The organism is Streptomyces sp. NPDC048383, assembly GCF_040651775.1.
Lineage (GTDB): Bacteria > Actinomycetota > Actinomycetes > Streptomycetales > Streptomycetaceae > Streptomyces.
This window is the reverse complement of sequence record NZ_JBEZKS010000033.1, coordinates 57,711-79,956: the sequence shown is the minus strand read 5'-3', so window position 1 is coordinate 79,956 and position 22,246 is coordinate 57,711. Positions and strand designations below refer to the sequence as shown.

At 72.8% G+C, this 22,246-nt stretch carries 24 protein-coding genes; 11 read left to right on the top strand and 13 right to left on the bottom strand.

The features are described 5' to 3' along the window. Positions 1 to 101: 101 nt before the first annotated feature. Positions 102 to 1,061, bottom strand: coding sequence for a DeoR/GlpR family DNA-binding transcription regulator (locus AB0D46_RS22510; RefSeq protein ID WP_362879852.1), 960 nt, complete (start codon positions 1,059 to 1,061; stop codon positions 102 to 104). A gap of 187 nt (positions 1,062 to 1,248) precedes the next feature. After that, on the bottom strand, positions 1,249 to 2,688 hold the full coding sequence (locus AB0D46_RS22505) for an NAD(P)H-quinone dehydrogenase (RefSeq protein WP_362879851.1): 1,440 nt from the start codon (positions 2,686 to 2,688) through the stop codon (positions 1,249 to 1,251). Between the two features lie 173 nt (positions 2,689 to 2,861). Between AB0D46_RS22505 and AB0D46_RS22500 the strand changes: the two genes are divergently transcribed. From AB0D46_RS22500 to AB0D46_RS22490, 3 genes are all read left to right on the top strand, one after another. Next, positions 2,862 to 3,299: a gamma-glutamylcyclotransferase gene (locus AB0D46_RS22500; protein WP_362879850.1), complete on the top strand. Its 438-nt coding sequence runs from the start codon at positions 2,862 to 2,864 to the stop codon at positions 3,297 to 3,299. Between the two features lie 186 nt (positions 3,300 to 3,485). Then, the gene (locus AB0D46_RS22495) at positions 3,486 to 4,292 is read left to right on the top strand and encodes a purine-nucleoside phosphorylase (RefSeq protein WP_281205643.1); all 807 of its coding nucleotides are present in this window, start codon (positions 3,486 to 3,488) and stop codon (positions 4,290 to 4,292) included. Between the two features lie 28 nt (positions 4,293 to 4,320). Beyond that, positions 4,321 to 5,982, top strand: coding sequence for a phospho-sugar mutase (locus tag AB0D46_RS22490; RefSeq protein WP_362879849.1), 1,662 nt, complete (start codon positions 4,321 to 4,323; stop codon positions 5,980 to 5,982). A gap of 78 nt (positions 5,983 to 6,060) precedes the next feature. Here the strand turns inward: AB0D46_RS22490 and AB0D46_RS22485 are convergent, their stop codons facing one another. The 3 genes from AB0D46_RS22485 to afsQ1 are packed head-to-tail and all read right to left on the bottom strand — an operon-like array spanning position 6,061 to position 8,829. Further along, entirely contained in the window at positions 6,061 to 6,681 is a 621-nt protein-coding gene (locus AB0D46_RS22485; RefSeq protein WP_362879848.1) for a hypothetical protein, read from the bottom strand. Then, on the bottom strand, positions 6,665 to 8,155 hold the full coding sequence (locus AB0D46_RS22480; RefSeq protein WP_362879847.1) for a HAMP domain-containing sensor histidine kinase: 1,491 nt from the start codon (positions 8,153 to 8,155) through the stop codon (positions 6,665 to 6,667). Before AB0D46_RS22480 ends, AB0D46_RS22485 begins: the two co-directional genes overlap by 17 nt. After that, on the bottom strand, positions 8,152 to 8,829 hold the full coding sequence (afsQ1, locus tag AB0D46_RS22475) for a two-component system response regulator AfsQ1 (RefSeq protein ID WP_362879846.1): 678 nt from the start codon (positions 8,827 to 8,829) through the stop codon (positions 8,152 to 8,154). The genes AB0D46_RS22480 and afsQ1 overlap by 4 nt, the downstream gene beginning before the upstream one ends. A gap of 174 nt (positions 8,830 to 9,003) precedes the next feature. Between afsQ1 and AB0D46_RS22470 the strand changes: the two genes are divergently transcribed. Next, positions 9,004 to 9,699: a SigE family RNA polymerase sigma factor gene (locus AB0D46_RS22470; protein ID WP_362879845.1), complete on the top strand. Its 696-nt coding sequence runs from the start codon at positions 9,004 to 9,006 to the stop codon at positions 9,697 to 9,699. A gap of 134 nt (positions 9,700 to 9,833) precedes the next feature. On the opposite strand, the gene AB0D46_RS22465 is transcribed toward AB0D46_RS22470, so the two are convergent. Further along, a complete protein-coding gene (locus AB0D46_RS22465) occupies positions 9,834 to 10,469 on the bottom strand; it encodes a hypothetical protein (RefSeq protein WP_362879844.1) in 636 nt (211 codons plus the stop codon). A gap of 154 nt (positions 10,470 to 10,623) precedes the next feature. On the opposite strand from AB0D46_RS22465, the gene AB0D46_RS22460 reads away from it, so the two are divergent. Then, on the top strand, positions 10,624 to 10,974 hold the full coding sequence (locus AB0D46_RS22460; protein ID WP_362879843.1) for a hypothetical protein: 351 nt from the start codon (positions 10,624 to 10,626) through the stop codon (positions 10,972 to 10,974). A 78-nt stretch (positions 10,975 to 11,052) separates the two neighbouring features. On the opposite strand, the gene AB0D46_RS22455 is transcribed toward AB0D46_RS22460, so the two are convergent. The 3 genes from AB0D46_RS22455 to deoC are packed head-to-tail and all read right to left on the bottom strand — an operon-like array spanning position 11,053 to position 14,383. Then, the gene (locus tag AB0D46_RS22455; protein ID WP_362879842.1) at positions 11,053 to 11,958 is read right to left on the bottom strand and encodes an aldehyde dehydrogenase family protein; all 906 of its coding nucleotides are present in this window, start codon (positions 11,956 to 11,958) and stop codon (positions 11,053 to 11,055) included. Next, on the bottom strand, positions 11,958 to 13,415 hold the full coding sequence (locus AB0D46_RS22450; protein WP_362879841.1) for an aldehyde dehydrogenase family protein: 1,458 nt from the start codon (positions 13,413 to 13,415) through the stop codon (positions 11,958 to 11,960). Before AB0D46_RS22450 ends, AB0D46_RS22455 begins: the two co-directional genes overlap by 1 nt. Before the next feature lie 5 nt (positions 13,416 to 13,420). Beyond that, positions 13,421 to 14,383, bottom strand: a complete 963-nt coding sequence (gene deoC / locus AB0D46_RS22445) for a deoxyribose-phosphate aldolase (RefSeq protein WP_362879870.1) — start codon at positions 14,381 to 14,383, stop codon at positions 13,421 to 13,423. 129 nt (positions 14,384 to 14,512) lie between these two features. On the opposite strand from deoC, the gene AB0D46_RS22440 reads away from it, so the two are divergent. The 3 genes from AB0D46_RS22440 to AB0D46_RS22430 all read left to right on the top strand — a co-directional run bounded on the left by AB0D46_RS22440 (position 14,513) and on the right by AB0D46_RS22430 (position 16,016). Beyond that, a complete protein-coding gene (locus AB0D46_RS22440; RefSeq protein WP_362879840.1) occupies positions 14,513 to 15,139 on the top strand; it encodes a PH domain-containing protein in 627 nt (208 codons plus the stop codon). Positions 15,140 to 15,241: 102 nt separating this feature from the next. Next, the gene (locus tag AB0D46_RS22435) at positions 15,242 to 15,745 is read left to right on the top strand and encodes a VanZ family protein (protein WP_362879869.1); all 504 of its coding nucleotides are present in this window, start codon (positions 15,242 to 15,244) and stop codon (positions 15,743 to 15,745) included. Positions 15,746 to 15,797: 52 nt separating this feature from the next. Then, positions 15,798 to 16,016, top strand: a complete 219-nt coding sequence (locus tag AB0D46_RS22430; RefSeq protein WP_362879839.1) for a PspC domain-containing protein — start codon at positions 15,798 to 15,800, stop codon at positions 16,014 to 16,016. Between the two features lie 13 nt (positions 16,017 to 16,029). On the opposite strand, the gene AB0D46_RS22425 is transcribed toward AB0D46_RS22430, so the two are convergent. From AB0D46_RS22425 to AB0D46_RS22415, 3 genes are all read right to left on the bottom strand, one after another. Continuing rightward, positions 16,030 to 16,800: a hypothetical protein gene (locus tag AB0D46_RS22425; protein WP_362879838.1), complete on the bottom strand. Its 771-nt coding sequence runs from the start codon at positions 16,798 to 16,800 to the stop codon at positions 16,030 to 16,032. Positions 16,801 to 16,924: 124 nt separating this feature from the next. Further along, a complete protein-coding gene (locus AB0D46_RS22420; protein ID WP_362879837.1) occupies positions 16,925 to 17,188 on the bottom strand; it encodes a hypothetical protein in 264 nt (87 codons plus the stop codon). A 139-nt stretch (positions 17,189 to 17,327) separates the two neighbouring features. Continuing rightward, complete coding sequence (locus AB0D46_RS22415) at positions 17,328 to 18,476, bottom strand: adenosine deaminase (protein WP_362879836.1); 1,149 nt, start codon at positions 18,474 to 18,476, stop codon at positions 17,328 to 17,330. 114 nt (positions 18,477 to 18,590) lie between these two features. Here AB0D46_RS22415 and AB0D46_RS22410 point away from each other — a divergent pair, with 114 nt between their 5' ends. Together AB0D46_RS22410 and AB0D46_RS22405 are read left to right on the top strand one after the other, a co-directional pair. After that, a complete protein-coding gene (locus AB0D46_RS22410; protein WP_362879835.1) occupies positions 18,591 to 19,310 on the top strand; it encodes an alpha/beta hydrolase in 720 nt (239 codons plus the stop codon). Positions 19,311 to 19,392: 82 nt separating this feature from the next. Continuing rightward, entirely contained in the window at positions 19,393 to 19,764 is a 372-nt protein-coding gene (locus AB0D46_RS22405) for a cupin domain-containing protein (protein WP_362879834.1), read from the top strand. Here AB0D46_RS22405 and AB0D46_RS22400 read toward each other — a convergent pair. Then, entirely contained in the window at positions 19,740 to 21,011 is a 1,272-nt protein-coding gene (locus tag AB0D46_RS22400; RefSeq protein ID WP_362879833.1) for an ATP-grasp domain-containing protein, read from the bottom strand. The genes AB0D46_RS22405 and AB0D46_RS22400 overlap by 25 nt on opposite strands. 186 nt (positions 21,012 to 21,197) lie before the next feature. On the opposite strand from AB0D46_RS22400, the gene AB0D46_RS22395 reads away from it, so the two are divergent. Beyond that, positions 21,198 to 22,241, top strand: a complete 1,044-nt coding sequence (locus AB0D46_RS22395; protein ID WP_362879832.1) for a helix-turn-helix transcriptional regulator — start codon at positions 21,198 to 21,200, stop codon at positions 22,239 to 22,241. The last annotated feature ends 5 nt before the right edge of the window (positions 22,242 to 22,246 follow it).

Here is a 22,246-nt window from a genome sequence, read left to right as displayed (position 1 = left end):
GGCGGGCCCCCGCCCGCCGCCCGCCGCGCGGGCGCTGGCGGTGCGCGCCGGCCCCCCCGCCGGCCGGCGGCGGGGGCGCGCGCCCCCCCCCCCCCGTCCGGTCAGCGTCGGCGCATGTCCGCGACCCTGGCCCGCTCGCCCGGATCGGCCATCGCGGCCGACCGGAGGGCGCCGGGTCCGCCGCGCCGCTGGACCGGGAGCGGGGAATCGCGCCGGGGCCTGCGCCCCTGCATCCCGTCACCGCCCGCCCCGCCGCCGGGGCCTCCGCCGGAGGCCACGGCCGCGCCGGCCACGGTGATCTGGACGCCCTGGTCGGCCAGTGCCTGGAGCTCGGTGCCCGCCCGGTCGTCGTGCGGCGGCGGCTCGTCCGTGACCAGCCGGGTCATCACGTCCGTCGGCACGGTCTGGAACATGGTGTCGGTGCCGAGCTTCGTGTGGTCGGCGAGGACCACCACCTCGGCGGCGGCCTGCACCAGGGCCCGGTCCACGCTCGCGGAGAGCATGTTGGAGGTGGACAGGCCGCGTTCGGCGGTCAGACCACTGCCCGACAGGAAGGCCCGGGAGACCCGCAGCCCCTGGAGGGACTGTTCCGCACCACTGCCCACGAGGGCGTAGTTGGAGCCCCGCAGGGTTCCGCCGGTCATCACCACCTCCACCCGGTTGGCGTGCGCCAACGCCTGGGCGACGAGCAGCGAGTTGGTGACCACGGTCAGACCGGGCACCCGCGCGAGCCGGCGGGCCAGCTCCTGGGTCGTGGTGCCGGCGCCGACGACGATGGCCTCGCCCTCTTCGACGAGTCCGGCCGCCACATCGGCGATGGCCGTCTTCTCGGCCGTGGCGAGATGGGATTTTTGCGGAAAGCCGGATTCCCGCGTGAATCCACCCGGCAATACCGCACCGCCGTGCCGGCGGTCGAGGAGTCCTTCTGCCTCCAATGCCCGCACGTCCCGCCGTACGGTCACTTCGGAGGTCTGGACGACGCGGGCGAGCTCCCGGAGCGATACCGCTCCGTTGGCCCGCACCATTTCGAGGATCAATTGGCGACGTTCTGCAGCGAACACGAAACTGACAGTAACCCGGGTGACCGTCTGCTTTCAGCTCCTTGCACCGGAATACCGAAGTTGTCCGTACGACAGGTCGACAAGTGGTATACGCGGCCGGACGGGACCTCACCCGCCCCGACCGACCCCCGGATCACACCCCGGCGACCACCCCAACCCGCATGTGGGGAGGGGTGGTTGTCGGTTCCTACGCCTCGCCGCCGGCCTTGCGCGTGTGCAACTGGCGGGCGACCTCGGCGATCGAACCGGACAGCGAGGGGTACACGGTGAACGCGTTTGCGATCTGCTCGACCGTCAGGTTGTTGTCGACGGCGATCGAAATCGGGTGGATGAGCTCGCTCGCGCGGGGCGCGACGACCACGCCGCCGACGACGATGCCGGTGCCCGGGCGGCAGAACATCTTCACGAAGCCGTCGCGGATGCCCTGCATCTTCGCGCGCGGGTTGCGCAGCAGGGGGAGCTTCACCACGCGGGCGTCGATCTTCCCGGAGTCGACGTCGGCCTGGGTGTAGCCGACGGTGGCGATCTCCGGGTCGGTGAAGACGTTGGAGGAGACCGTCTTGAGGTTGAGCGGGGTCACCGCGTCACCGAGGAAGTGGTACATCGCGATCCGGCCCTGCATGGCGGCCACGGAGGCCAGCGCGAAGATGCCGGTGACGTCGCCGGCCGCGTACACGCCGGGCGAGGAGGTACGGGAGACCTTGTCGGTCCAGATGTGCCCGGACTCCTTGAGCCGGACCCCGGACTCCTCCAGGTTCATGTCCTTGGTGTTCGGGATCGCGCCGACGGCCATCAGGCAGTGGGTGCCGGTGATGACGCGCCCGTCGGACAGCGTGACCTCGACCCGGTCGCCGACCCGCTTGGCGGACTCGGCGCGCGAGCGCCCGACGACGTTCATCCCGCGGCGACGGAAGACGTCCTCCAGGACGGCGGCCGCGTCCGGGTCCTCGCCCGGCAGCACGCGGTCGCGGGAGGACACCAGGGTCACCCGGGAGCCGAGGGCCTGGTACGCGCCGGCGAACTCGGCGCCGGTGACGCCGGAGCCGACGACGATGAGCTCCTCGGGCAGCTCCTCCAGGTCGTAGACCTGGGTCCAGTTGAGGATCCGCTCCCCGTCGGGCATCGCGTCCGGGATCTCCCGGGGGTGGCCGCCGGTGGCGATCAGGACGGCGTCGGCGGTGAGGATCGTCTCGGTGCCGTCGGCCGCGGTGACGATGACGTCGCGCGTGCCGTCGATGCCCTGCGGCCCGCCGAGCTTGCCGCGACCGCGCAGGACGCGGGCGCCGGCCCGGGTCACGGAGGCGGTGATGTCGTGGGACTGGGCCAGCGCGAGGCGCTTGACGCGCCGGTTCACCTTGCCGAGGTCGACGCCGACGACGCGCGCGGCCTGTTCTATGTGCGGGGTGTCGTCCGCGACGACGATCCCGAGTTCCTCGTACGACGAGTCGAAGGTCGTCATGACCTCGGCGGTCGCGATGAGGGTCTTCGATGGCACGCAGTCGGTGAGCACCGACGCCCCGCCCAGACCGTCGCAGTCGACGACGGTCACCTCCGCGCCGAGCTGGGCCCCCACCAGGGCCGCCTCATACCCGCCGGGTCCGCCGCCGATGATCACGATCCGGGTCACGAAAAGTCCGCCTCACGTCTACCCGGCCGGCTGCCGCCCCGGCCGGTGTTCCGGGGGGTCTCCCCGGGGGATGCATTCCGTGCCCCATTGTCCCGCACGCTCCGCCGTGCTTCGCCCCCGGTCCCGCCATCCGGGCACGCGCGGCGGCCGGGCCCTCCCGTACTCTCGACCACATGTCGCTCTACGCCGCGTACGCCGGCAACCTCGACCCGCGGCTGATGACGCGCCGCGCTCCCCATTCGCCGCTGCGCGGAACGGGCTGGATCAACGACTGGCGGCTGACCTTCGGTGGCGAGCAGATGGGCTGGGAGGGCGCCCTCGCCACGATCGTCGAAGCCCCCCGCCACCAGGTCTTCGTGGCCCTCTACGACATCGCTCCGCTGGACGAGGACTCCATGGACCGGTGGGAGGGCGTCGGGATGGACATCTACCGCCGGATGCGGGTGCGGGTGCACACGCTCGACGGCGAGGAGGCCGCCTGGGCGTACGTCCTCAACGGGTACGAGGGCGGCCTGCCCTCGGCGCGGTACCTGGGCGAGATCGCCGACGCCGCCGAGTCCGCGGGCGCCCCGCACGACTACGCGATGGAACTGCGCAAGCGCCCCTGCTGAACCCGGACCGGATCCCGGCCCGGCCCCGACCGGATCCCGACCGTCCGGCGGGCCGGGGAGAGCCCGTCCGACCAGGCCCCGCAACGGCTCCCGGGGACGATTCGGCGGAAACGACAAGGCAACGATCCGAACACCGTGAGCTGCGCCATCTACGCGCGTAGGCCGAGAGCGGCTACGCTCGTCCGCGTGAACGCATCTGTTACCGACCCCTTCGCCGCCGCCGACGCCGCCGCCACCCGCCTGCGCGAGCTGACCGGCGTCGATTCCCACGATGTCGCCCTCGTCATGGGCTCCGGCTGGGCCCCCGCCGCGGAGGCCCTGGGCGCCCCCGAGGCCGAGTTCCTCGTCACCGAGCTGCCCGGCTTCCCGCCCGCCGCGGTCGAGGGCCACGGCGGCAAGATCCGCTCGTACAAGATCGGCGAGAAGCGCGCCCTGGTCTTCCTCGGCCGGACCCACTACTACGAGGGCCGCGGCGTCGCCGCCGTCGCCCACGGCGTGCGCACCGCCGTCGCCGCCGGCTGCAAGACCATCGTCCTGACCAACGGCTGCGGCGGCCTGCGCGAGGGCATGAAGCCCGGCCAGCCCGTCCTGATCAGCGACCACCTCAACCTGACGGCCACCTCGCCGATCGTCGGGGCGAACTTCGTCGACCTCACCGACCTGTACTCGCCGCGCCTGCGCGCGATGTGCAAGGAGATCGACGCGAGCCTGGAGGAGGGCGTCTACGTCCAGTTCCCCGGCCCGCACTACGAGACCCCGGCCGAGATCAACATGATCCGCGTGATGGGCGCCGACCTGGTCGGCATGTCCACCGTGCTGGAGGCCATCGCCGCCCGTGAGGCCGGCGCCGAGGTGCTCGGCATCTCCCTGGTCACCAACCTGGCCGCCGGCCTGTCCGGCGAGCCGCTGAACCACGAAGAGGTCCTCCAGGCCGGCCGCGACTCCGCTGCCCGCATGGGCACGCTGCTGACGCAGGTCCTCGCCCGCATCTGATCGACGTACGAGAGGTAAGGCGGAAGCAGTGCAGGAACAGGTACAGGACGACCTGATCACCCGGGCCCGGGCCTGGCTGGCGGAGGACCCGGACCCGCAGACCGCGGCCGAACTCGCCGCGATCATCGAGGCGGGCGACACCGCCGAACTCGCGGACCGGTTCGCCGGCACGCTCCAGTTCGGCACCGCCGGCCTGCGCGGCGAGATCGGGGCCGGTCCGATGCGGATGAACCGCAGCGTGGTCATCCGGGCCGCGGCGGGCCTCGCGGCCCACCTGCTGGCCCAGGGGCACGCCGGCGGCCTCGTCGTCGTCGGTTACGACGCCCGCTACAAGTCGGCGGACTTCGCCCGCGACACCGCGGCCGTCATGACCGGCGCCGGGCTCCGCGCGGCCGTCCTGCCCCGCCCGCTGCCCACGCCCGTCCTCGCGTTCGCCATACGGCACCTGGGCGCCGTCGCCGGCGTCGAGGTGACCGCGAGCCACAACCCGCCCCGGGACAACGGCTACAAGGTGTACCTCGGCGACGGCGCGCAGATCGTCTCCCCGGTCGACGCCGAGATCGCGGCGGAGATCGACCGGATCGACACGCTGGCCTCCGTGCCCCGCCCGGATTCGGGCTGGCAGGACCTCGGCGAGGAGGTCCTGGAGGCCTACCTGGCCCGTACGGACGCCGTCCTGACCCCCGGCTCCCCCCGGGGCGTGCGGACCGTCTACACGGCCATGCACGGCGTCGGGAAGGACGTCGTCATGGCGGCCTTCGCCCGGCACGGCTTCCCGGAGCCGGTCCTGGTCGCCGAACAGGCCGAGCCGGACCCGGCCTTCCCGACGGTCGCCTTCCCCAACCCGGAGGAGCCGGGCGCGATGGACCTGTCCTTCGCGAAGGCCGCCGAGGTCCGCCCCGACATCGTCATCGCCAACGACCCGGACGCGGACCGCTGCGCGGTGGCCGTACCGGACGCGTCGGCCGCCTCCGGCTGGCGCATGCTGCGCGGCGACGAGGTCGGCGCGCTGCTGGCGGCCCACCTGGTCGCCAAGGGCGTCAGCGGCGTCTTCGCCGAGTCGATCGTCTCCTCCTCCCTGCTGGGGCGGATCGCGGAGGCCGCGGGCGTGGGCTACGAGGAGACCCTGACGGGCTTCAAGTGGATCTCCCGCGTCGAGGGCCTGCGCTACGGCTACGAGGAGGCCCTCGGCTACTGCGTGGACCCCGAGGGCGTCCGCGACAAGGACGGCGTCACCGCCGCCCTGCTGGTGGCGGAGCTGGCCTCCGAACTCAAGGAGCGGGGCCGCGGCCTGACCGACCTGCTGGACGACCTGGCGCTGGCCCACGGCCTGCACGCCACCGACCAGCTGTCGGTCCGCGTCTCGGACCTCTCGGTGATCGCCGACGCGATGGCCGCGCTGCGCGCGGAGCCCCCGGTCTCCCTCGCGGGCCTGCGGGTCGTCTCGGCCGAGGACCTCGCGGTCGGTTCGGCGGCGCTGCCGCCCACGGACGGCCTGCGCTACCACCTCGACGGCGCCCACAAGGCCCGGGTGATCGTCCGCCCGTCCGGTACGGAGCCGAAGCTGAAGTGCTACCTGGAGGTCGTGGTCCCGGTCGCGGACGCCGACGACCTCGTCCCGGCCCGCACCCGCGGCCAGGGCATCCTGGACGCGATCAAGAAGGACCTTTCGGCAGCCGCCGGGATCTGACCCGCGCCACCCGACGGCCCCCCGAGCTCCGGCCCGGGGGGCCGTCGCCTTCCCGGGGGACCGCCGCCCGGCCGTGCCTCAGGAGGGCGTCGGGCGGACCAGTTCGCCCAGCGTCGGCACCGACTCCGGACGGGAGCGGACGGCTTCCGTGCACTCCCACGCCCGCGGCGGGTCCGCGTCCGGCCCGCCCAGCACCACCGGGCCCGGCCCGGCCGAGATCGCGTCGCTGCCGGCCAGGGTGCACACGACCTGCGACAGCGCCACCGGCGGCAGGTCCTCGGGCCGCCGGCTGAGCCGGACCGTCCCCGCCGGATCGCCGGCCCGCGGCGGGGCGGCCGTCAGCCCACCGGTGACGCCGGTGGTGAAGCCGGCGCCGCGCTCCTCCGCCGAGGTCCGTTCCAACTGCTCCAGCAGCGCCTGCGCGACGAGCACCTCGGCGTCCTTGGCCGGCCTCTTCTCGGGCACCGGGACGATCCGCTCCACGCCCACCAGCTGCGATCCGCAGACCAGTTCCACCGTGGCCCGGAACCCCTGCACCCCGCTCTGCCCGGCCGGCCGTTCCGGGGTGTCGCAGGACACCCGCGAGGGGGCCGGCCCCACGTCCACCGGCACGGTCGTCGCCCGGATCCCGCACGCCGAGGTCCCGCACAGCAACGCCGCCGCCACGACCTTCGGCAGCGCCCTACGCGTCCACGTCATCCGTGCTCACCTTCCCCACGTCCCCCGGCAGCCGCAGGGTGAAGACGGCCCCGCCGTCCGCCCCGTTCTCGGCCGTGATGTCACCGCCGTGGATGTGCGCGTTCTCCCTCGCGATCGACAGGCCCAGACCGCTGCCGTCCGACTTCGGCCGGGACGCGCTCGCCTTGTAGAACCGGTCGAAGACGTGCGGCAGGACGTCCTCGGGGATGCCCGGCCCGTTGTCCCGGATGGTCACCACCAGCCAGTCGGCGTCGGCCGTCTCCACCGACACCCGCACCGGGGAACCGCCGTGCTTGAGCGCGTTGCCGATCAGGTTCGCCAGGATCACGTCCAGGCGCCGCGGATCCAGCCGCCACGCGATCCCCCGCCCGGCGTCGAGTTCCACCGCGTCCAGCCACGCCCGCGCGTCGATGCACGCGGTGACCTGGTCGGCGACGTTCACGTCGTCCAGCACCAGGCGCGCCGTCCCCGCGTCGAAGCGGGTGACCTCCATCAGGTTCTCCACCAGCACGTTCAACCGGCGCGTCTCGCTCACCACCAGCCCCACCGCGGGCGCGATCATCGGATCGAGGTCGTCGACCTCTTCCTCCAGCACCTCGGCCACCGCGGTCAAAGCCGTCAGCGGCGTGCGCAGTTCGTGGGACATGTCGGCGACGAAGCGGCGGCTGGCCTCCTCGCGCGCGCTCATGTCGGCGACCTTCTTCTCCAGCGCCTCGGCCGTCTTGTTGAAGGTGTGGGAGAGGTCGGCGAGTTCGTCCGTGCCCGAGACGTCCAGCCGGTGGTCGAGTTCGCCCTCCCCGAGCCGGCGCGCCGCGTCCCCGAGCCGCTGGATCGGCTTCAGCACGGTCCGCGCCGCCGCCTGCGCCAACAGCGCCGACCCGAGCAGCGCAAGCCCGGTGGCGATGGTCAACGACCAGCCCAGCGCGTTGAGGTCGTCCCGCTCGGTGGCCAGCGACTTGTACATGTAGCCGGTCGGCCCGCCGCCCACGATCCGCGTCCCGCCCACCAGGTACGGATTGCCCTGCGGCTTCGTCCGCTGCCAGTACATGTGGTACTCGGCGTCGTTGGCGGCCGTGGTCTTCTGCCGGTCGTTCACGGCGTGCTGGAGGGACTTCGGTACGTCGTCCAACCCGAAGGTGGCCGCCCCCGCCGCGCCGAACACCTTCCGGCCGTCCTTGCGCTCGTGCACCAGCAGCACGCTGTACCCGGGGCTGCTGCCCGCCATCAACTCGGCGGTGCGCTGCATCTCCTGGGAGGTCGGCTCGGCGGGCAGCCCCGCGGCCCGCAGCTGCATCTCCTGGCGGAAGTCGCCGAGGGCCGCGTCCTGGGTACGGGTGAGCACGGCCTCGCGGTTGAGCCAGTAGGCGATCCCGGAGGCGGAGACGGCGGCCGTCAGCGCGACCAGGCAGAACACGACCAGGAGCCGCAGCCGCAGGCTGGTCCAACGCCTGCCCGCGAACAGGCCTCGGATCACTGCGGCGAGTCCAACCGGTAGCCGACGCCCCGGACGGTACGGATCAGGGTGGGTGAGGACGGCACTTCCTCGACCTTGGCGCGCAGCCGCTGCACGCAGGCGTCGACGAGCCGCGAGTCACCGAGGTAGTCGTGCTCCCAGACCAGCCGCAACAGCTGCTGGCGCGACAGCGCCTGACCGGGCCGGCGGCTGAGTTCGAGCAGCAGCCGCAGCTCGGTCGGGGTGAGCTGGAGGTCCTCGCCGTTCTTCGTCACCGTCATCGCGGACCGGTCGATGACCAGGGACCCGAAGACGGCGGAGTCGCTCGCCTCGCGTTCGCCCCGGCGCAGCACGGCCCGGATCCGGGCGTCGAGCACCCGGCCCTGGACGGGCTTGACGACGTAGTCGTCGGCTCCCGACTCCAGGCCCACGACGACATCGATGTCGTCGCTGCGCGCGGTCAACAGGATGATCGGCAGCTGGTCGGTGCGGCGGATCCGCCGGCACACCTCGAAGCCGTCGATCCCGGGCAGCATCACGTCCAGCACGATCAGGTCCGGCCGTTGCTCGCGCAACAGCTTCAGGCCGTCCTCGCCCGTCGCCGCGGTGGCCACACGGTGGCCCTGGCGTGACAGGGAGAGTTCGAGGGCCGTGCGGATGGCGTCGTCGTCCTCGATCAGCAACAGGAAAGGCACGCCCTCATTCTGTCCCATCGGCCGTCGGGACTTCGACCGTCCGGCGCCCCGGATCCGGCCACGGTTGGCTGTGACAGGCCTGTGACAGTCGAAGGACACCCCGGTTATGTGCGGCGGGCAGGCTTCTGTCATCGCAACACGGACCGAAGCAGACTCCACGACGGGGGGCGCGAGATGAACACGCTGCACAGCACCACGACCAGCGCGGTTGTCACGCGGCTGCACGATGTGAACCGCCGGGCGGGTGTCCGTACGACGCCGGTCGCCCGTCCGCGGCCGGTGCACGTCACAGCCATTGACGCGAACCAGTACCAGACGGTTCCCGCACCGCGTACTCCTTCCGCCACCTCGGAGGCCGAGTTCACGGCGTACGTCCAGGAGCGCCGCTCGGCCCTCTTCGCCACCGCCTTCCACCTCACCGGTGACCGGCACGAGGCCGAGGACCTGTTGCAGAGCGCGCTGTTCTCCACGTACCGCGCCTGGGACCGGATCAGCGACAAGGCGGCCGTCGGCGGTTACCTGCGGCGGACGATGACGAACCTGCACATCAGCGCGTGGCGTCGGCGCAAGCTCAACGAGTACCCGACCGAGGAACTGCCGGAGACGGCCTCCGACACGGACGCGATGCGGGGTACGGAACTGCGCGCGGTGCTGTGGCAGGCGCTGACCCGGATCCCGGAGCCGCAGCGCACGATGCTGGTGCTGCGCTACTACGAGGGCCGCACCGACCCGGAGATCGCCGAGATCCTGGGCATCAGCGTCGGCACCGTGAAGTCGAGCATCTGGCGCTCGCTGCGCCGGCTGCGGGACGACGAGGCGCTGAGCTTCGGACGTGACGAGGCGGAGTCCTTCGGGGAGCTCGTCGCGTAACGAGGACCATGGGCCCAGGGGGCCGTCCTACGGGGGTGGGACGGGGGCTTGCGGGGGGAGAAGAGGCGGGATCAAGCGGCCGGGGGTCCGCGTGATCCCGCCTTTTCGCGTGCCCGGGGCGCGGGCCTGCGGGGTCAGGCCGGGGTGGTCGCGGTGCGGTGCCGGCCGGCCGCGGCGGCGGCCAGTCGGCCGAGGGCCTCGTCGCGGCCGCAGGGGTGGGCGCCGAGGGCGGTGTGCCGGGCGACGATGCCGCGTTCGGCGCGCATCAGGCGCCAGCCGCGGCGCAGCAGGAACGGCAGGGACTTGCGGCCCTCGCGCAGGTCTCGGGCCAGGCGCCGGCGGAAGGTGGTCGAGGGCCGGCCGCGCAGGCAGAGCGCGTCGGCGAGCAGGCCCAGTTCCTGGCAGCGGGCCACGACGTCGGCGGCGAAGATGCCCTCCGCGATGAACAGCGGGGTCCGCGCTATGTCCAGGGTCTCGGTGCCGGTGCGCGAGGACGAGGCGATGGAGTACTCCGGCACCTGCGTGCGGCCGGTGGAGCAGAGTTGCGCGATGGCGGCGACGGCGGCTTCCGCGTCCCACGACAGCGGGGAGTCCCAGTCGATGTCGGAACTGCCCTCGACCAGCGGGAGGGTCGGGTCCGTCCCCTCCTTGTAGAAGTCGTCCAGGCGCAGGACGGGCAGCCCGGAACGGGCCGCGAGCGAGGACTTTCCGGATCCCGAGGGACCGGTCAGCAGCACGACGCGCGTGGGGAGGGGAGATGAACAGCTCACGGGACACCAGTGTGGGGCATGACCGGCCGTATCGGCACACCCGTGACGGTGCCTGCGACGGGCCTCACACGGGGCGCGGACCGTCGGTTGGAATCGGGGAAGCCGGCTCGACTACCCTGTGTGCGCACGCGACTACGACCACAGGCGGGAACCCATGGCACGTCACGCAGCTCCCACCCCTCCCAAGCGCCTCCGCGCCGCCGGGCTGACCCTGTCCATGGCCGGTGCGGCCCTGGCGATGGCGGCGGGCGGGGCCCAGGCCGGTGAACTCTCCGTCCCCGCGGCGCTGGCGGGGGTGGCCGACCCGATCACGAACCTGAAGGTGAACCCGCTCGCGAACACCGGCGTGGACCCCCTCGACAACGGGGTCGCCACGCAGGTCGCGGACTTCCCGTCCGTCGGCACGGGCATGGTGACGGGCACCCTGACGCGGGGGCCGTCGGTCGGCGAACTCCCCACGGCCGCGGTGTCCTCGCTGCTGGGGCCGGTGCTCCCCAAGGGGTAGGGCGCGGCCGCCGGGCGTACGGGAAGGCCCCGACAGCGCGGGGGTCGCTGCCGGGGCCGGTCCATGGGAGGGGTGCCTCTAGTAGGAGGAACCGCCCGCGCCGAGGGAACCCGTCGGGTGCCAGACCGTCTTGGTCTCCAGGAAGGCGGTCATCCGCGCCGTGCCCGGGTCGGCGCTCCAGTCGTCCACAGGCTGTGGACGCACGACGCGCTTGAGGTTGTCGGCGGCCGCGATCTCCAGCTCCTTGGCGAGGGCCGCGTCGGCGCCCGCCAGGTCGATCGCGTTGACGTCCTGGTGGGACGCCAGGTGCGGGCCCATCTCGGCGGCCTTGCCGGACAGGAGGTTGACCACGCCGCCCGGCAGGTCGGAGGTGGCCAGCACCTCGCCCAGGGACAGCGCGGGCAGCGGGGACTTCTCCGAGGTGATCACGACGGCGGTGTTGCCCGTCGCGATCACGGGGGCGATCACCGAGACCAGGCCCAGGAAGGACGAGTCCTGCGGGGCCACCACGGTGACGACGCCGGTGGGCTCCGGGGTGGAGAGGTTGAAGAACGGGCCCGCGACCGGGTTGGCCCCGCCCACGATCTGGCCGATCTTGTCGGTCCAGCCGGCGTACCAGACCCAGCGGTCGATGGCCGCGTCCACGACGGCGGCGGCCTTCGACTTGGACAGGCCCTCCGCCTCGCCGACCTCGCGGACGAACTGCTCGCGGCGGCCCTCCAGCATCTCGGCGACGCGGTAAAGGACCTGCCCGCGGTTGTAGGCGGTCGCGCCCGACCAGCCGCCGAAGGCCTTGCGGGCGGCGACGACCGCGTCACGGGCGTCCTTGCGGGAGGACAGCGGGGCGTTGGCCAGCCACTTGCCCTTCGAGTCCGTCACTTCGTACACCCGGCCGCTCTCGGAGCGGGGGAACTTGCCCCCGACGTACAGCTTGTAGGTCTTGAAGACGTTCAAACGGGTCACAGAGGATTCAACCGTTCCCATTAGCGCTCACCCTTCGGGCTCGACGGGGCGAGATAGCCCTCCAGGCCGTGGCGACCGCCTTCGCGGCCGAAGCCCGATTCCTTGTAGCCGCCGAACGGCGAGGTCGGGTCGAACTTGTTGAACGTGTTGGCCCAGACGACGCCCGCGCGGAGCTTGCCCGCGACCGCGAGGATGCGCGAGCCCTTCTCCGTCCAGATGCCGGCGGAGAGGCCGTACTGGCTGTTGTTGGCCTTGGCGACGGCCTCGTCCGGGGTCCGGAAGCTCAGTACGGACAGCACCGGGCCGAAGATCTCGTCGCGGGCCACGGTGTGCGCCTGGGTGACGTTCGTGAAGAGCGTCGGGGCGAACCAGTAACCGGCGGACGGCAGCTCGCACGCCGGGGACCAGCGCTCGGCGCCCTCGGCCTCGCCGGTGTCCGCGAGGGCGGTGATCCGGGCGAGCTGCTCGGCGGAGTTGATCGCGCCGATGTCGGTGTTCTTGTCGAGCGGGTCGCCCAGGCGCAGGGTCGACAGGCGCCGCTTGAGGGAGTCGAGCAGTTCGTCCTGGATCGACTCCTGCACCAGCAGGCGGGAGCCCGCGCAGCAGACCTGGCCCTGGTTGAAGAAGATGCCGTTGACGATGCCCTCGACGGCCTGGTCGATGGGGGCGTCGTCGAAGACGATGTTGGCGCCCTTGCCGCCCAGCTCCAGGGTGACCTTCTTGTCGGTGCCGGCGATCTGGCGGGCGATGGCCTTGCCGACCGCGGTCGAGCCGGTGAAGGCGACCTTGTCGACGTCCGGGTGGGCGACGAGGGCCGCGCCCGCGTCGCCGTGGCCGGTCAGGATGTTGACGACGCCCTTGGGCAGGCCCGCCTGGCGGCAGATGTCCGCGAAGAACAGCGCCGACAGGGGCGTGGTCTCGGCGGGCTTGAGGACGACGGTGTTGCCGGTGGCGAGCGCCGGGGCGATCTTCCAGGCCAGCATCAGCAGCGGGAAGTTCCAGGGGATGATCTGGCCGGCCACGCCGAGCGGACGCGGGTTCGCGCCGTAGCCCGCGTGGTCGAGCTTGTCGGCCCAGCCCGCGTAGTAGAAGAAGTGCGCCGCGACGAGCGGGAGGTCCGCGTCGCGGGTCTCCCTGATCGGCTTGCCGTTGTCCAGGGTCTCCAGGACCGCCAGCTCGCGGCTGCGCTCCTGAATGATCCGGGCGATGCGGAACAGGTACTTGGCGCGCTCGGAACCGGGCAGCGCGGACCACTTCTCGAAGGCCTTGCGGGCGGCCTTCACCGCGCGGTCCACGTCGGCGGCGCCGGCCCGTGCGACCTCGGCGAGCACCTCCTCGGAGGACGGCGAGACGGTCTTGAAGACCTTGCCGTCGGCGGCGTCGGTGAACTCGCCGTCGATGAACAGGCCGTAGGAGGGGGCGATGTCGACGACCGAGCGGGACTCGGGGGCCGGTGCGTACTCGAAAACAGAACCCATGGTGATCAGTCCACCGTCACGTAGTCGGGACCGGAGTAGCGTCCGGTGCTCAGCTTCTGGCGCTGCATGAGCAGGTCGTTCAGCAGGCTGGAGGCGCCGAAACGGAACCAGTGGTTGGACAGCCAGTCCGAACCGACGGTCTCGTTGACCAGGACCAGGAACTTGAGGGCGTCCTTGGTCGTGCGGATGCCACCGGCGGGCTTCACGCCGATCTGGATCCCGGTCTGCGCCTTGAAGTCGCGGACGGCTTCGAGCATGAGGAGCGTGTTGGCGGGGGTGGCGTTGACGCCGACCTTGCCGGTGGACGTCTTGATGAAGTCCGCGCCCGCGAGCATGCCGATCCAGGAGGCGCGGCGGATGTTGTCGTAGGTCGACAGCTCACCCGTCTCGAAGATCACCTTGAGTCGGGCGGCCGTGCCGTCCTCGCGGACGCAGGCCTCCTTGACCGCCTTGATCAGCTCGTACGTGTCCAGGTAGCGGCCGGCGAGGAAGGCGCCGCGGTCGATGACCATGTCGATCTCGTCGGCGCCGGCGGCGACGGCGTCACGGGTGTCGGCGATCTTCACGGGCAGGGCCGCGCGGCCCGCCGGGAAGGCGGTGGCGACGGAGGCGACCTTGACGTCGGCGCCGTTCAGGGCCGCCTTGGCGGTGGCCACCATGTCGGGGTAGACGCAGACCGCGGCGGTCATCGGCGTCGTGCGGTCGGTCGGGTCGGGGTGGACGGCCTTCGTGGACAGCGCCCGGACCTTGCCCGGGGTGTCAGCACCCTCAAGCGTCGTCAGGTCGATCATCGAGATGGCCAGGTCGATGGCGTACGCCTTGGCCGTCGTCTTGATCGAGCGGGTGCCGAGGGAGGCCGCGCGGGCCTCCAGGCCGACTGCGTCTACGCCGGGCAGCCCGTGCAGGAAGCGGCGCAGCGCGCTGTCGGACGTCGTCACGTCAGCGAATGCGGTGAGGGTGGTGGGCATGGTCACCAGGGGAGCATATCTACGCGCGTAGCTGCCTGTCACCCCCCATGGCGCACATATGGGCGTGAGATCCGTCATCGGTGCGGACGGCCGGTCGCGCTCGCGCGCGCGTACGGCACAATCGGCGGCATGACTACGCCCTCCCCCCACGATCCGGTCTACGACGACCGCGTCTACCGCTCCCCCATGGCCGTCGTCAGCGGGGTGCTCATGCTCGCCGTGATCGCGTGGCTGTGCGGGGACGCCGTCGTGCGCGGCGAGGGCGCGACCCGCTGGATCGGACTGGCCGTCGCGCTGTTCGCGGTGCCGCTGACCGTGGCCTTCACCATCCGCCCGGCCGTCTTCGCCAACGACGACCGGATGCGGGTGCGCAACCCGTTCCGCGTCATCGAGCTGCCCTGGGCCGCCGTGGACGCGGTGCGCGCCGGGTACTCGGCGGAGGTCCTGGCCGAGGGCTCGAAGTACCAGCTCTGGTCGGTTCCGGTGTCGCTGCGCGAACGCAAGAAGGCCAGTCGACAGCTCAGCCGGCGCGAGGCGCTGAGCGGCCGGGGGCTGGAGAAGGACGCCGACAAGGCGGCGACGACGCCGGAGCGGGCCGCGGCGGACAAGGTCATCGACGAGCTGCGCGAGCTCGCCGAGCGCGGGGCGGCGCGACCCGGCGCGCAGGGCTCCGTCAAGGTGACGTGGTCCTTCGAGGTCATCGCGCCGGCCGTCGCGGGAGTGGCGCTGCTGATCGTGCTGCTCGTCACGGGCTGAGGCGGAACCACCGCCACCGGGGGGCGCGTCCTCGCGGGTGTGCACCGTCATGAGGGCAGCGGCAGCGCCGCCACCGCCACACAGCTCCCGCTCCGGCCCCGAATCCTGAGCGGGGCCCTGCTGGCCGCGCATCTGGTCCTCGTGGCATGGCTGACCCTGCGTCCGCTGGACGTGCCCTGGGCCGCCGCCGCCAATCTGACCCCGCTGGAGGGGATCAGGGCGGACCTGGCGTACGGGCCGCTGGAGGCCGCCCGGCGGATGGGTGAGGGGCTGGCACTGCTGGCCCCGCTCGGGGTGCTGCTCCCGCTGGCCGGGGGGCGGCTCGCGCCCACGCCGTGGTCCGCGTGGTCCTCGTTGGCGAGGACGGCGGCCGCCGGCGTACTGGTCTCCCTCTCGATCGAGATGCTGCAGACGGCCGTCCCGGGGCAGGTCGTGGACGTGGATTCCGTGCTGCTGAACACCCTCGGCATGGTGCTCGCGCACCTGGCCGTCGTACCGGCCCTGCGGGCCAGGATGCGGCGGTCTCAGGGGCCCACCCCGAGAATTACCAGGGTCGGGCTCGGCCGCTGGACCGAGGTTCTTTCCGCGGTGCCGCGCGAGTATTGAGGCATCGCGCAGGGGATTCCCGGGGCGCGGTCACCCTACGAAGGAGAAAGCCATGAGCGCGATTGCCCGCCCCCGTGACGGACGGATGATCGGTGGCGTCTGCGCCGGTCTCGCGCGACGTTTCGGCATGAAGGCGAAGACGATGCGGATCATCTTCGTGGTCTCGTGCCTGCTGCCCGGCCCGCAGTTCCTGATCTACCTGGCGCTGTGGCTGCTGCTGCCCAACGAGAAGTACGGGACCGCGGGCGGCGCCGCCGGCGCCGCCTGGTAGTCCGGCCGGCCGGTCAGCCGGCCTTGGCCACCTTCTCCAGTTGCTTGTCGGCGACCTCCTGCGGGACGGTCGCCTGCTGTCCGGCGCCGGCGACGTTGAGCGCCATCAGCCGTACGACGGTGTCGCCCTCGCGCACGACGACCAGGTGCACCTGGGCCGAGACCCCGCCGGCGGCCGCGATCGTGGTCCAGCTGACGCTCTCGTCCCCCGCGGTCCGGTACGGGACCGTCTTCACGTCCCGGTAGCTGCCGGTCTGCTTCTCCACCGTGGCGGCGAACCCCGTACCGCAGGCGGCGACGGCGTCGCGCAGGCGGGAGACGAGCCGCTTGGCGTCGCTCTCGGAGTAGGAGCTGACGGAGGCGGACACGGCGAGGCCGACCTGCTTCTGGGAGCCGATGCCCCGGTTCACGGTCTCGCGCGCGGCCGGGTCGGGCTTGTCGCCCATGATGTCGGCCAGCGGCTGGCAGGCCTTCTTGTCGGCCTGCGGCTGTCCGTCGGGGGCGTTGGGATTCTTGCCCTGCGCGGAGATCTGGTAGCCGGGCAGGTCGCCCTGGACGAGGGCGGCCCGCTCCAGCCCGACGGGCGCCGCGGCCCCGGGCGCGGCGGAGCCGGACGCCGAAGCGCCGGGCGCACCCGGCGCGGGGGCGGCGGCGGAGCCCTTGGGGTCCGGGACCTTGCCGGACGCGGGGGAGTCGGCGCTGCTGCATCCGACCGCTGCCAGGAGCAGCGCGGGAAGCAGCGCGATCGTCGTCACCGGCATGGTGGATCGAGCCTTGATGCGCATGACGAAACCTCATACCCCGTACGTCGAGCGGCAGTTACGGGCGATCGTGGCACACCGCGCGGCGCGACGCACACCTCCTCGAAGAGGCGTGCGCCAGCCGTACACACGTGCGCGTCGCGGCAGGTCAGCCGCCGACGGGCAGACCGCCGGCGAGGGCCGGGAGGCCGCCGAGGAGACCGGTGACGGGGGCGGCCGGGTCGGACGACTCGCCCTGGTGGCCCTCCTGCGTCTGGTTGGTGACCGAGCTGGTGGCGCTGGTGACGGCGCCGAGGGCGTCCGTCAGGTTCGCGGCCGGCAGGCCGGCGGCGGAGGCGGTGCCGGCGGCACCCGCGGCGAGGGCGGCACCAATGACAGCGACACCGAGGGACTTGGCAGCAGACTGCTTCATGAAAGATCGTCCTTGCGACGGGGAATTGAGCGGCTCCGCAAACTAGTCACTTGAAACCCCCGACCGCAAACATCATCACATACGAGAAAGCGCCCGGGAATTGCTCCTCCCGGGCGCTTTCAGTACGTCATGCCGTGGCCTAGGCCGATACGGAACCGCTGGTCGAAGCCGTCTGACGGAACAGCCATTCCGACTTCAGCTCCGCGTAACCGGGCTTGATGACCTCGTTGATCATGGCCAGTCGTTCATCGAAAGGAATGAACGCGGACTTCATCGCATTGACGGTGAACCACTGCATGTCGTCGAGCGAATAACCGAAGGTGTCGATCAGGTGCTCGAACTCGCGGCTCATGCTGGTGCCGCTCATCAGCCGGTTGTCGGTGTTCACCGTGAGCCGGAAGTGCAGCTTGCGCAGCAGGCCGATCGGGTGCTCGGCGTACGAGGCGGCCGCGGCCGTCTGCAGGTTCGACGTCGGGCACATCTCCAGGGGGATGCGCTTGTCCCGGACGTACGAGGCCAGCCGGCCCAGGGTGACCGAACCGTCCTCGGCGACCTCGATGTCGTCGATGATCTTCACGCCGTGGCCGAGCCGGTCGGCGCCGCACCACTGCAGGGCCTGCCAGATCGAGGGCAGGCCGAAGGCCTCGCCCGCGTGGATCGTGAAGTGGTTGTTCTCGCGCTTGAGGTACTCGAAGGCGTCGAGGTGGCGGGTGGGAGGGAACCCGGCCTCGGCGCCGGCGATGTCGAAGCCGACCACGCCGTTGTCCCGGTAGCGGTTCGCCAGCTCGGCGATCTCCAGCGCGCGGGCCGCGTGGCGCATCGCGGTGAGCAGGGCGCCGACGCGGATGCGGTGGCCGTTGGCCTTCGCCCGGCGCTCGCCCTCGCGGAAGCCGTCGTTCACGGCCTCGACGACCTCTTCGAGGGTCAGGCCGGCCTCCAGGTGCTGCTCGGGGGCGTAGCGGACCTCGGCGTACACGACGCCGTCCTCGGCCAGGTCCTCGGCGCACTCGGCGGCGACCCGGAAGAGCGCCTCCTTCGTCTGCATGACGGCGCAGGTGTGCGCGAACGTCTCCAGGTAGCGCGGGAGGGAGCCGGAGTCGGCGGCTTCGCGGAACCAGACGCCGAGCTTGTCGGCGTCGGTCTCGGGGAGGCTCTCGTAGCCGACCTCGCGGGCCAGCTCGATGATGGTCCCGGGGCGCAGCCCACCGTCGAGGTGGTCGTGCAGGAGCACCTTCGGGGAGCGGCGGATCTGGTCCGGCGTGGGCAGGGTGGGGGTGTCGCTCGTCATCTGGGCACTCTAGCTCCTACGCGCGTAGAGCGTAGCCCCGGCAACGGTCGCCGATATGTAACAGTGACCGTCCGGACGGGTGGCGTACACCTGGCGGTCTGAGACTGTTCCGCCATGGCACAGCATGCGCCGCCGGCGCGCGGGGCCCGCCTGGGGCGGCCCGCCGGAGCGAACGGTTCGGTTTCCACGGTCAGTGGTGTGGTGCTCCTGCTCCCCGGGGCGTCCAGATTCTCCCCCGGCCCGCTGCGGCCGCTCGCGCGGGCGTTGGCCCGGGCGGGCGGGACGGACGGGCTGGTCGCGCACACCGTCCAGCACGGTTCGGGGCCGCAGGAGGAGGCCGCCGACTGGGCGGCGGACGAGGCCCTGAGACGGTACGGGGACGTCCCGGTGTGCCTGGCCGGGTACGGGGCGGGCGGCCGGACGGCGCTGCGCGCGGGCGGCCACGGGGCCGTCAACACCGTGCTGGCGCTGGCCCCTTGCCTCGGGGACGCGGGCGCGGAGGGCTCCCCCGAACCGGTGAAGCACCTCGCGGGGCGCCAGGTGCTGATCGTGCACGGCACGAACGACGCGCGCAGCGACCCGGAGTCCTCCTTCCTGTTGGCGGCGCGGGCGAAGAAGGCGAACCGTTCCACCTGCCGGTTCGAGGTGCACTCCGATGGGCACGGGCTGCGCGAGCACCAAACAGAAGTGGTCGCCCTCGGGGTGGACTTCGTGCTGGGCGCCATGGTGTCGGGGCGGTACTCGCGGCCGGTCACGGACGCACTGGCGGCGCCGCCGCCGCTGGGTCTGCGGATGCCGCTGGCCTCCGGCTTCGGCCGCTCCTTGCGGGGCTGACCGGGCCCGCCCCGGGCGGTGGCGGGCGCGTAGGGTGAGAAGTGGACTCGGGGCACTCCTCACCGGGAGGCGGCGACGCGTCATGGCCGGACTGGTGCGCAGGAACTTCGACAGCGCCGACGAGACCCGGCCGTTCCGGGACGCCACGGGCCGGCTGGACCTGCTGATGACGAACGGCGGGCCGGTCGGCCGCGCGGTGTTCGAGCCGGGATGGCACTGGACGGAACACGTCGGCCCGCTGGTCGGCACGGACCGTTGCACGGCGGCGCACACGGGGTACGTGGTGAGCGGCCGGATGAAGATCGTGATGGACGACGGGGCGAGCACCGAGTACGGCGCCGGTGACTTCATGGAGGTCGCGCCGGGACACGACGCCTGGGTCGTGGGCGACGAGGCGTGCGTGGTCCTGGACTGGACGGGGTTCGGGGACTACGCGAAGCCGCGGTCGGGCTGACGCGGCGGCCGGCAGGGCCGCCCCGGCGCCGGGTCCCGGGGGTCGCGGGTGAGGAGGTCGGCGGCGTCGTCGAGGGTGCTCCTCAGTAACGCGGCCGTCGGGGCGGTGGCCAGGAGGTGGGCGTGGTGGTGGCCGCCCGTCGGGGCGGTGCGGACCACCATGTCCGGCGGCACCGTGAGCCGCGCCCGGACCACGCCGGGCACGGCGCGGGCCGCCGCGAGGCGGGGGCCCGCCTCGGCCAGTCTGCGGCCGGGCGGGAAGTCCACGTAGCGCAGGCCCGCGTGGGCCTCCCGGGGGCGGCGCGGCGGCTCCGGGAGGCCGAGGCCGGCGGCGAGCGCGAGGGCGAGGACGTCGGTGCCGTGCGCGAGGCGCAGCAGCTGGGTCAGTTCCTCGGAGCCGGGTCGGGCGTGTGCCTCGACCAGGCGGGGGCCGCGCGGGGTGAGCACGACCTCCGTGTGGGAGGGGCCGTCGTGATGGCCGGTGAGGTCCAGGACGCCGCGCACGAGGGCCCGTACGGCCTCGGCGGTGGCCCGGTCGAGGGCGACGGGCAGGTCGTGGCCGGCGGCGGTGAGGCCGGCGCCGGGGCCCGGGAGCCGGCGGGTCCAGCCGAGGACGCGGTGCCGGCCCCCGCGGGAGAGCGCCTCCACCGCGAGTTCGGGGCCTTCCAGGTACTCCTCGACCAGCAGGTCGGTGATCTCCGGGTAGTGCGGGGCGGCGGCCTCCGCGGCGGCGGCGTCGCCGACGAGGCGTACGCCCTCCCCGTCGGCGCCCGCGCGGGGCTTGATGACGCAGGGGTATCCGATGAGGGTGGTGAGGAACGGGATCAGCGCGGCCCGGCCGCAGCGGGCGAAGGAGACCGGCCGGGCGGGGTGCAGGGCGTTGGAGCGGGCGCGGAGGGCGGCCTTGTCCATGAGGGCGGTGACGGCGGTGGTGGGGGTCCCCGGCAGGCCGAGGGCCTCGTTGGCGCGGGCGGCGGCCAGGGTCGCGGCGGGGCCGAAGCCGAAGACGCGGGCCCGGCCGGCGCGGACCTCCGCCAGTCGGCCGACCTCCGCGACGAGGCGGGGGTGGTCGCGCCAGTCCGTCCGTACCCGCCGCTCCGCCCCCTCACGGTCGGATGGCACCGACGGATCCGGCGCGACCACCACGGTGCGCGCGCCCGCGCGGCGGGCGGCGGCAACCTCGGCGGGACGCGGGCTGAGCAGGACGGCCAAGGGTTGGTGCCGTTGGTCGGTCGGTCCTTGCCGCATCCCGCGCTCCCCCCGTCACGCCGTGCCCCCACTGTGCCGGTTCGGCATATGCCGGAAGCGGCCGCGCACGCGTCGAGTTGCCGCCTTGCGGGAACACGAGGGGTTTATAAACGGTCACATGCAGGGACGAATACGCATATGCCAGCCGCTACCGACGGAGACGACGGGGTCGATGAGGTCGATGGGGTGAACGGGACCGAGGGCCTCCCCGGGGGGCGAGGGCAGCACGCGGACCACCGGGACCACGGGGGCGAGCTGACGCCCGCCGCGCGGCGGCTGTACGCGTACGCCGTCGAGCGCCGCGCCTTCACGGCGGCGGAGGCCGGCGCGGCGCTGGGCGCCCGGGCCGGCGCGGCGATCACCGAGCTGGCGGCGGCGCAGCTGCTCCAGCGGGCCCCGGGCGAGGGGCCGGAGCGGTGGAGCGCGGTGGCGCCCCGGGCGGCGGCGGCCCGGGTCCTGGCCCCGCTGGCGCTGCGCGTACGGGAGACCCATGACGAGATGGACCGGCTGCGCGGGCGGCTGGAGTCGCTGGTGCCGGCGTACGAGGCGGGGGCGGCGTACCGGGAGCTGAGCGGCTCGGGACATCTGGAACTCGTGACGGACCTGGGCGCGGTGCGCGGGCTGATCACCGAGCTGGTGGCGGGGTGCGAGCGGGAGCTGTTGACCTCACAGCCGGGCGGGGGGCGGCCGTTGGAGACGCTGGAGGACGCGGTCGGGCGGGACGAGTCGCTGCTGACGCGCGGGGTGCGGATGCGCACGATCTACCAGCACACGGCCCGCTACTCGCGGCCGACGGCGGCGTACGTGGAGCGGGTGACGGCGCTGGGCGCGCAGGTGCGCACGCTCGGCGACGGGCTGATGCGGATGCTGATCTTCGACCAGCACACGGGGTTGATGGCGGTGCCGGACCGCAGCGGGGCGGCGCTGGTGGTGCGGGAGCCGAACGTCGTGCACTTCATGACGGCGGCCTTCGAGCGGTCCTGGTTGGGGGCCGAGCCGTTCCCGACGACGGTGAGCCCGGACGCGGCGCGGTCGATCTCGGACGAGCTGCGGCAGACGATCGTGCGGCTGCTGTCGGAGGGGCTGGAGGACAAGGTGATCGCGCGCCGCCTCGGCATGTCGGAGCGGACCTGTCAGCGACACATCGCGGAGATCATGCGGGCCGTGGGCGCCAAGTCCCGCTTCCAGGCAGGGTACTTGCTCTCCCCGACGGCGGGGCCGCGGCCGTAGGCCGT

Bases quoted from the DNA above. Each gene is read 5' to 3' on its own strand.
- AB0D46_RS22500 (WP_362879850.1), top strand. From the start codon at position 2,862: ATGTCGCTCTACGCCGCGTACGCCGGCAACCTCGACCCGCGGCTGATG.
- AB0D46_RS22485 (WP_362879848.1), bottom strand. From the start codon at position 6,681: ATGACGTGGACGCGTAGGGCGCTGCCGAAGGTCGTGGCGGCGGCGTTG.
- AB0D46_RS22470 (WP_362879845.1), top strand. From the start codon at position 9,004: ATGAACACGCTGCACAGCACCACGACCAGCGCGGTTGTCACGCGGCTG.
- AB0D46_RS22460 (WP_362879843.1), top strand. From the start codon at position 10,624: ATGGCACGTCACGCAGCTCCCACCCCTCCCAAGCGCCTCCGCGCCGCC.
- AB0D46_RS22455 (WP_362879842.1), bottom strand. From the start codon at position 11,958: ATGGGAACGGTTGAATCCTCTGTGACCCGTTTGAACGTCTTCAAGACC.
- AB0D46_RS22450 (WP_362879841.1), bottom strand. From the start codon at position 13,415: ATGGGTTCTGTTTTCGAGTACGCACCGGCCCCCGAGTCCCGCTCGGTC.
- deoC (WP_362879870.1), bottom strand. From the start codon at position 14,383: ATGCCCACCACCCTCACCGCATTCGCTGACGTGACGACGTCCGACAGC.
- AB0D46_RS22440 (WP_362879840.1), top strand. From the start codon at position 14,513: ATGACTACGCCCTCCCCCCACGATCCGGTCTACGACGACCGCGTCTAC.
- AB0D46_RS22430 (WP_362879839.1), top strand. From the start codon at position 15,798: ATGAGCGCGATTGCCCGCCCCCGTGACGGACGGATGATCGGTGGCGTC.
- AB0D46_RS22425 (WP_362879838.1), bottom strand. From the start codon at position 16,800: ATGCGCATCAAGGCTCGATCCACCATGCCGGTGACGACGATCGCGCTG.
- AB0D46_RS22420 (WP_362879837.1), bottom strand. From the start codon at position 17,188: ATGAAGCAGTCTGCTGCCAAGTCCCTCGGTGTCGCTGTCATTGGTGCC.
- AB0D46_RS22415 (WP_362879836.1), bottom strand. From the start codon at position 18,476: ATGACGAGCGACACCCCCACCCTGCCCACGCCGGACCAGATCCGCCGC.
- AB0D46_RS22410 (WP_362879835.1), top strand. From the start codon at position 18,591: ATGGCACAGCATGCGCCGCCGGCGCGCGGGGCCCGCCTGGGGCGGCCC.
- AB0D46_RS22405 (WP_362879834.1), top strand. From the start codon at position 19,393: ATGGCCGGACTGGTGCGCAGGAACTTCGACAGCGCCGACGAGACCCGG.
- AB0D46_RS22400 (WP_362879833.1), bottom strand. From the start codon at position 21,011: ATGCGGCAAGGACCGACCGACCAACGGCACCAACCCTTGGCCGTCCTG.